Genomic DNA, 7357 nt, shown 5'->3' with positions numbered 1-7357 from the left:
GGTAGTGTGGGGTCTCCCCATGTGAGAGTAGGGAACTGCCAGGCATCAAACAAGTAAAAAGGCCATCCGGAAGGATGGCCTTTTTGCGTTTTTGTACCCCAAAAAACCTCAACACCTTTTCTTCATTGCCGTCTAAAATTGTTAAAAAGACTTTAACAATGGTGCCGCTTTGACCCGTCCATTTGATTATCAGCAAGATTTTGCCAACATTAATTTTCGCGAACGTCCCGAACTGTACCAGGTTGGCCGGGGTGAACAGGGCGTTTTGATGGTCGAGCCTTATAAAAGCGAAATCCTTCCTCACTGGCGCTACAAAAATGCTGAAGTGGCGGCGCGTTCTGCAAAAGAGATATATGCCCTGTTTGAAGAATACCGCCAGCAGAACGACTTTGTTGGCATGGATATGGCTCGAAAATTCATTCAGATGGGCTATACGCGCGCCCGTCGATATGCCAACCATAAAGGCGGTAAAAAGTACGATGAGGAGCGTCAGGTCAAACCCCTCGATCACGATCCGGTAAAAGCTGAAGCCGCTGCGGTATTCAAAGTGTGGTGGGATAAGATCCGTGAGGACGACGATTATTTGCAGAGGAAAAAAGCGCATCAACGTAAGTGGGGATAATTACTACGTTCGCTAATAATTCAATATCTGATCAACTTCACAAAACTTAATGAAACATATTGGAAACATTTCTTTTACCTAACGGTTCGTTTTAAATCCGGTTTTACTGTGGGTGGGCACTGGCCCGCAATGTGAGACAGGGGATTTAAAATGACAGAAACCGTAGCAAGTACAGATACGGAAAACACAAACTTAACGGCGAAAGATACACGCCGTCGGGTTTGGGCAATTGTTGGGGCTTCATCGGGGAACCTGGTAGAGTGGTTCGATTTTTACGTTTATTCATTCTGCTCTCTCTACTTCGCGCATATCTTTTTCCCATCCGGTAATACCACCACACAGCTTCTGCAAACCGCAGGCGTCTTTGCCGCCGGGTTTTTGATGCGTCCAATTGGCGGGTGGTTGTTCGGCCGTATCGCCGACAGGAAAGGGCGAAAGACCTCAATGCTCATATCGGTCTGCATGATGTGCGTGGGTTCGCTGGTCATTGCCTGCCTGCCCGGATATAACGTAATCGGCACCTGGGCACCCGCGTTGCTCCTGCTGGCTCGTCTGTTCCAGGGACTTTCTGTTGGCGGCGAGTACGGCACCAGCGCGACATACATGAGTGAAGTCGCTGTTGAAGGGCGCAAAGGTTTCTATGCTTCATTCCAGTATGTCACGCTAATCGGCGGGCAACTGCTTGCTCTGCTCGTTGTGGTGATGCTTCAACATATTCTCAGCGATGCAGATCTTCGCGCCTGGGGCTGGCGCATCCCGTTTGCGATGGGGGCCGCTCTGGCGGTTGTGGCTCTCTGGCTGCGCCGCCAGCTGGATGAAACCTCTCAACAAGAGGTCAGGACACTGAAAGAGGCCGGGTCTCTCAAAGGGCTGTGGCGTAACCGTAAAGCCTTTTTAATGGTGCTCGGTTTTACCGCCGCGGGGTCGTTGAGCTTCTACACCTTTACCACTTATATGCAAAAGTATCTGGTCAATACCTCCGGCATGCACGCTAACGTGGCAAGCGTGGTCATGACCGTCGCCCTGCTGGTCTTTATGCTTATTCAGCCTGCTATCGGTGCGCTATCCGATAAGATAGGCCGCCGAACCTCAATGCTCATTTTTGGCAGTTTACTGACGCTCGGTACCGTCCCGCTATTAAGTGCGCTGCAGCATACCACCTCACCTTATGCTGCTTTTGGACTGATCATGATTGCACTGGTCATCGTCAGTTTTTACACGTCAATCAGCGGGATATTGAAAGCAGAGATGTTCCCGGCCCAGGTCAGGGCGCTCGGGGTAGGGCTGTCGTATGCGGTGGCTAACGCGCTATTTGGTGGGTCAGCGGAGTACGTCGCGCTGTCGCTTAAATCGTGGGGCAGTGAGACAACGTTCTTCTGGTATGTCACCGTAATGGGGGCGTTGGCCTTTATCGTCTCCCTGATGCTGCATCGCAAGGGTAAGGGTATTCGCCTTTAATAATGGGCCATCTGCCATACCGCGTAGCCGGTTGTTGCACCGGCTACGTCCCAGGCAAAATCTTTCCAGCTCCAGCCGGTTCCCCCCGGACGACTGTCCCAAAGCTCTTTAGATGCGCCAAGGCTGACGGAGAACATCAATCCGATGGCTGCACTGCGATCCCGGCTGTAACCCTGGTGCTGCGCGACTTCATTACCCGCAGCGGACAACATCGCAGAAGCAATAAAGTGTTGAGCTTTGTCCTGGCCTGTCCAGCTGTCGTTCGCCATATGGCTGCATCCGGTCAGGCAAAGGGAGATAAGCAGGAGAAGGATACGCATCAACAGGCTCCATAAAAAAGCCCTGTCGATGACAGGGCCGGAATATTACAGAATACGGCTGATAAGGCGGTCGATACGGATCCGACGTAAGCGACGAATCAGCTTGCGGACTTTTACCGGGTAATCCGCAATGCTCTGCAGATCGCGGTAATGGCGCACAACGGTCGTATGCGTGCGGATCAGTTCCAGCTCGCGTTCACGCTTCGCCGCCAGTTCGTGCTGCGGATCGTGGATCAGAATGGCGTTTTCCAGATCCAGCCGCCAGGCGCGAGGGTTGAGGTTGTTGCCGGTCAGCAGCATCCACTCATCGTCCACCCACATGCCTTTGAGATGATAGCTATTGTCTTCATCTTTCCACAGGCGCACAACCAGTTGGTCTGTGTTTACATAGTACTGTAAACGGCTCAGGAAGCGACGCAGGTTGATCTCATAGAGATAAGGCAGTGCGCCGATGATCTTGAAGGGCTGATCTTCCGGAATAAAGAAGTCGTTAGCCGTTTTATCCCCAACGATAATTTCCACTTTCTTGCCATCACGCAGCAGCTGAATGATATTCCGCACCAGCACGGCAGGCAGGTTAAAGTAGGGCGTGCAGATCGTAAGCTTTTGCTCTGCACACGGCATCAGATGGAAGATAGTCTTGTTCAGCAGGCTGGATTTGCCCAAACCGACCAGTGGCGTAACGGAGAGCTCTTCGTTATTGGCGTCACCCTGGAAGTGATAGACCGCGTCGCGCAGCTCCTGGCGGAAGGAACGCACGTCGTTTTTAATTTCCGGGCTTTTAGGGCGCTGCGGATCATCAAGACGGTTTACGCCGCGGCCATGCACAAGGTATTTATCAACCCAGTTGAACATGATGTCCGCCATCTGCGGATTGCGGATAAGATGATAGCGGTCGTAACGGTACTTATCGAGCTGATGAAGATAGACATCATTCAGACTGGCGCCGCTGTACAGCACGCTGTCATCAATGATAAATCCTTTGAAATGCAGCACGCCCAGCGCTTCGCGGGTATTCACCGGCACGCCGTAAACGGGCACATCGACGCCAGGATTTTCCTGCGCCGTGCGGCAGTACCAGTCAGCATTGGTGTTTGACGCCGCAGCGCCAATGCGCCCGCGCTGGCCACGGTGCCAGTCGACGAGCACACGAACGTCCAGTTCCGGACGCTGACGTTTCGCTTCATAGAGCGCGTTCAGAATAGCGCGCCCACCTTCATCTTGTTCAAGATACAGCGCCACGATACAGATACGTCGCGTCGCACTGGCAATCTTTTCCAGAAGCGTCTCCCGAAAATCAGCGGGAGCATAAAAGAATTCGACATCATCAACTGACTGAGAAATCTTCGGTAGTTGAGCAAGGTGTTGTTGATGTTTATTACGCTTAAATTTTGACAACATCACAGTGCGTTTCTTCTCTGTTCATTGAAGGGTTGTATGTATCATGCAAACAACATAAGCGGGCAATGATACCACCAGTACCGTCCAAAGTGGGCAACATTTCCAGTAGCTTACTCTTGTTTACCCACGGATATAAGGCTGAGCGAAAGGGAAACAATGCCTTCATCCAGCTGGATATCAACATCAAAACCGAGTTTACGCGCGAGTGTCACCATGCCGCGATTGTTTGGCATAGTAATGCCGTTCAGGCGTAACAATCCATGATCGCGCGTATAGCTGATAAGCTTTTCAAGCAGTCGTCTTCCCAGACCCAGCCCCTTCAGATCGGAACGCACCAGGACGGCAAACTCTGCATCCACATTATCCGGATCAGAGATCGCACGCGTGACGCCGAGGATCTCATCCCCGCTGTCAGTCCGGCGAACCGCCACAAACGCCATTTCTCGATCGTAGTCGATCTGCGTCATATTGGCTAAATCATCGTGGGTAAATTCATTGATTTCGCTAAAGTAGCGATAGTAAAGGTCCTCTTTGGTCACCTGCGAAATGAAGACCCGCAACTGGGGTTCATCTTCCGGCAGGATAGGGCGAAACAGCGCCCGTTCTCCATTCTTCATCTCGACCCACTCTTCAAGATGCAGAGGATAAGGGCGAATGGCGAGGCGGCTTTCACTGTCTCCGTCAAAAGGCGCAATATCCAGCGTGACGTCAAGCGCGGTAAATTCATTTCCGGAGGCGAGCAGGGGATGAATATCCAGCCGCTGGATCTCCGCACAATCAACGATTAGGTTAGAGACCTGCACCAGAAACTGGCTTAAACCGGCAATATCAAGCGGGCGCAGGGCGCTTCGGCCACGGATTTTTTTACTCTTAATCGCCTGAATGATCAGATAGCGCGCCAGGTTCATGTTGAGCGGCGGCAGTGCCACCACGGCCTGTTCCTCCGGTCGCCATTCAACGCCACCCTCACCCAGCATGATGAGCGGGCCAAAGACCGGGTCGTGCTCGACCACAACCCGCAGTTCCTGCGCGCCCGCCCGGTTAGCCATGCTTTGGACCAGCAGGCCGTGGATCCGTGCCTGAGGCCAGGCCATTTTGACGCGATCGAAAATGGCATCTGCCGCCTGCTGCACTTCTGCCGCAGTTCGCAGATACAGCATTACCCCCTGAACATCTGACTTATGCGGAATATCGGGCGAGCGAAGCTTGAGGGCAACCGGATAGCCGAGTTGCTCGGCAATATGGACCGCCTCGGCGCTGTCGCTGGCAATCCAGGTGGGGAGCGTCTGAATACCGTAACTGCCAAGAATAGGCTGCACTTCGTGGGTATCCAGGGACGTTGCGCCTTCCGCGATAGCCTGGTGCAGCAGTCGATGGACATCCACCGCGTTAGCCGTCAGATTGCCAGGCAGGGCGGGCGTTTCACGGAGCTGCTTTTGATTACGGCGATATTCAACCATATGCATAAACGCGGTAATGGTGCCTTCCGGAGTACGGTACGTGGGTAATCCGGCCTCGCTGAACAACCGTCGCGCCTCCTGAGACGAAAATTCGCCGCACCAGTTCGTCAGTAGCGTGACGTATTTTCCGCGAGGATGACGTTTTACCGCCTCAATGAGTGCTCGCGCGCTGTCGCTACCTGGCGCTGCCGCACTGGGAGAGTGGATAATCATCAGCGCGTCAAAATCCTGGCTATCCAGCAGGATGGAAAGCGCGGTGATGTATCGCTCGCTGCTGGCATCGTCGCGTAAATCGAGTGGATTGCCCGGGGTAACGCTGGCCGGCAGAGCGTCTCGCAGGCGCTGAAGCGTCTCGTCTCCGAGCGTCGCCAGCTTTCCATTGCGTAGCCACAGCTCATCCAGTGCCAGCGCCGCGGGCGCTGCGCCGTTACTGACGATCATCAGTTTATCACCGCGTAGCGGACGCATGTGGCTTAAGGTCTCAACGGCGGAAAAGAGCTCATGGGTATCCTGTACACGCAACAACCCAGCGCGCTGGATCGCCGCGTCCCAGGCGGGATCCATGCCCGAGTGGGAATGAAGCAACCGTTGCGCGGCGGGGCTGCGTCCGCTTTTGATCACCAGAATCGGTTTGTTACGTGACGCGCTTCGGGCCGCTGAGACAAAACGACGGGCATCGCTGAGATGTTCAAGGTAGAGCAGAATTGCGCTGGTTTTGCTGTCACGCGCCAGGAAGTCCAGCAGCTCGTCAACGTCAATATCGAGGCTGTCACCCAACGCAATAAAGTAGGAAAACCCCATTTCCCGCTGCTGCGCCCAGTCCAGAATCGTGTTCGATACGGCAGCAGACTGCGAAATAAACGCCAGTTTACCTTTGCGAATCGGCACCGGCGAGAAGCTGGCGTTCAGACCCTGCCAGGGGGCAAGGAGGCCCAGACTGTTCGGGCCAAGGATCCGCATCTGAAAGCGTCCGGCACAGGCCAGTAGCTCGGCCTGCTGTTCAGGAGGAGACGAGAGAATAATGCAGGTTTTACACCCCTTTTGCCCAAGCGACTCCAGTAACTCCAGATTACGCTTAGCATGGGTACAGAGGACGGCGAGGTCGGGTATGAATGGCAGACTGGGCACATCGGGCCACGCCAGCACGCCCAGAACCGCCTTATAAGCGGGCGTGACGGGCAGAACAGGGCCACTGAAACCACCGGCCAGGAGATTGCGCATCATCAGATAACCTGCGCGATCCGGTTTCATCGAGGCGCCAATAACGGCAATGGACTTTGGACGTAATAGCGCTTCTAACCCTCGCTGGCTCATGCAACTCTCCTGTGAATGCAAGCGACCTGATGATTTTAAACGCTTTCTGACTCTGCTGCTGTGACGCTGCCCTTATGAATGGTTTTTCCCGCCAGATAGCGTTCGCGAAAACAGGAGAAATGGTTGCCAAGCGCGGTGGCGGCAGCGGTATCCCCGGCCAAATCCAGCAGCGCGATGGCCACTTCTGCGGTGCAGTATTGCCCGTCAGCGTGCGCTTCCCGCAGGCGATAGGCCGAGACGCGTGATAAATCAACGGAGATCACCGGTAAGGCATCCAGATACGGGCTTTTACGAAACATTTTTCGGGCTTCGGTCCAGGTGCCATCCAGCATGATAAACAGCGGCGGTTTGCCTGACGGCGGTGCAGAGAGAACTTCACGCTGTTCTCCGGCATAGGAGGCCGGAAAAACCACCATCGGCTGATAGTCAGGATGGGCGACCAGGTCCAGCAGCGCCTGTGGCGGCTCCGTTCGCGACCACTGGAACGCGGCGGTTTCGGGCAGGATATCGGCGATCAGACGCCCGGTATTGCTGGGCTTCATGGGTTCGGTATCGAACATCACCAGGCAAAAGCGGCTTTCGGCGGGGCAGGGAGCCAGCGTGTCGCACAGGCAGACCTTGAGCGGAAGCAGGCAGCGCTGGCAGCGGCGAATGCGATTGCCTCGGGCAAGAAAAGGGCGAGTGGCGCGGGCGAGTCGTTCGGCGCGCAGTTGCAGGACAGCGTTATCAGTCATGGGCGAAACACAGGAAAAACGCTATTTTCGCAGAGGCGGGAGCGGGGC

General features: G+C 54.6%; 6 protein-coding genes. 2 read left to right on the top strand and 4 right to left on the bottom strand.

Annotated features, from left to right (window positions below; translation table 11 throughout):
• Nucleotides 1–169 precede the first annotated feature (169 nt).
• Entirely contained in the window at nucleotides 170–622 is a 453-nt protein-coding gene (locus QLG21_RS16265; RefSeq protein ID WP_058610335.1) for a DUF4385 domain-containing protein, read from the top strand.
• A 150-nt stretch (nucleotides 623–772) separates the two neighbouring features.
• Nucleotides 773–2080: an MFS transporter gene (locus QLG21_RS16260; protein WP_282484794.1), complete on the top strand. Its 1308-nt coding sequence runs from the start codon at nucleotides 773–775 to the stop codon at nucleotides 2078–2080.
• Here the strand turns inward: QLG21_RS16260 and QLG21_RS16255 are convergent.
• The 4 genes from QLG21_RS16255 to tapT all read right to left on the bottom strand — a co-directional run bounded on the left by QLG21_RS16255 (nucleotide 2077) and on the right by tapT (nucleotide 7309).
• Nucleotides 2077–2400, bottom strand: coding sequence for a YfiM family lipoprotein (locus QLG21_RS16255; protein ID WP_102890361.1), 324 nt, complete (start codon nucleotides 2398–2400; stop codon nucleotides 2077–2079). The two genes, QLG21_RS16260 and QLG21_RS16255, sit on opposite strands and share 4 nt — an antisense overlap.
• A 45-nt stretch (nucleotides 2401–2445) precedes the next feature.
• Nucleotides 2446–3801, bottom strand: coding sequence for a CDP-diacylglycerol--serine O-phosphatidyltransferase (gene pssA / locus QLG21_RS16250; RefSeq protein ID WP_006176740.1), 1356 nt, complete (start codon nucleotides 3799–3801; stop codon nucleotides 2446–2448).
• A 110-nt stretch (nucleotides 3802–3911) separates the two neighbouring features.
• Nucleotides 3912–6575 carry a protein lysine acetyltransferase gene (pat, locus tag QLG21_RS16240; protein ID WP_282484793.1) on the bottom strand — a complete coding sequence of 888 codons (2664 nt, stop codon included), beginning with the start codon at nucleotides 6573–6575 and terminating at the stop codon, nucleotides 3912–3914.
• A gap of 35 nt (nucleotides 6576–6610) precedes the next feature.
• Nucleotides 6611–7309, bottom strand: coding sequence for a tRNA-uridine aminocarboxypropyltransferase (gene tapT, locus QLG21_RS16235; RefSeq protein ID WP_058610332.1), 699 nt, complete (start codon nucleotides 7307–7309; stop codon nucleotides 6611–6613).
• Nucleotides 7310–7357 lie beyond the last annotated feature (48 nt).

Origin of the sequence: Enterobacter sp. V87_3 (assembly GCF_029967835.1) — a bacterium.
GTDB classification, from domain to species: domain Bacteria; phylum Pseudomonadota; class Gammaproteobacteria; order Enterobacterales; family Enterobacteriaceae; genus Enterobacter; species Enterobacter cancerogenus.
Note: the sequence above shows the minus strand (reverse complement) of the source record. Positions and strands in the feature narration are given on the sequence as shown.

What these genes read in the sequence shown, in the direction of transcription:
- QLG21_RS16260 (WP_282484794.1), top strand. Translation starts at nt 773, where the DNA reads ATGACAGAAACCGTAGCAAGTACAGATACGGAAAACACAAACTTAACG.
- pat (WP_282484793.1), bottom strand. Translation starts at nt 6,575, where the DNA reads ATGAGCCAGCGAGGGTTAGAAGCGCTATTACGTCCAAAGTCCATTGCC.
- QLG21_RS16255 (WP_102890361.1), bottom strand. Translation starts at nt 2,400, where the DNA reads ATGCGTATCCTTCTCCTGCTTATCTCCCTTTGCCTGACCGGATGCAGC.
- tapT (WP_058610332.1), bottom strand. Translation starts at nt 7,309, where the DNA reads ATGACTGATAACGCTGTCCTGCAACTGCGCGCCGAACGACTCGCCCGC.
- pssA (WP_006176740.1), bottom strand. Translation starts at nt 3,801, where the DNA reads ATGTTGTCAAAATTTAAGCGTAATAAACATCAACAACACCTTGCTCAA.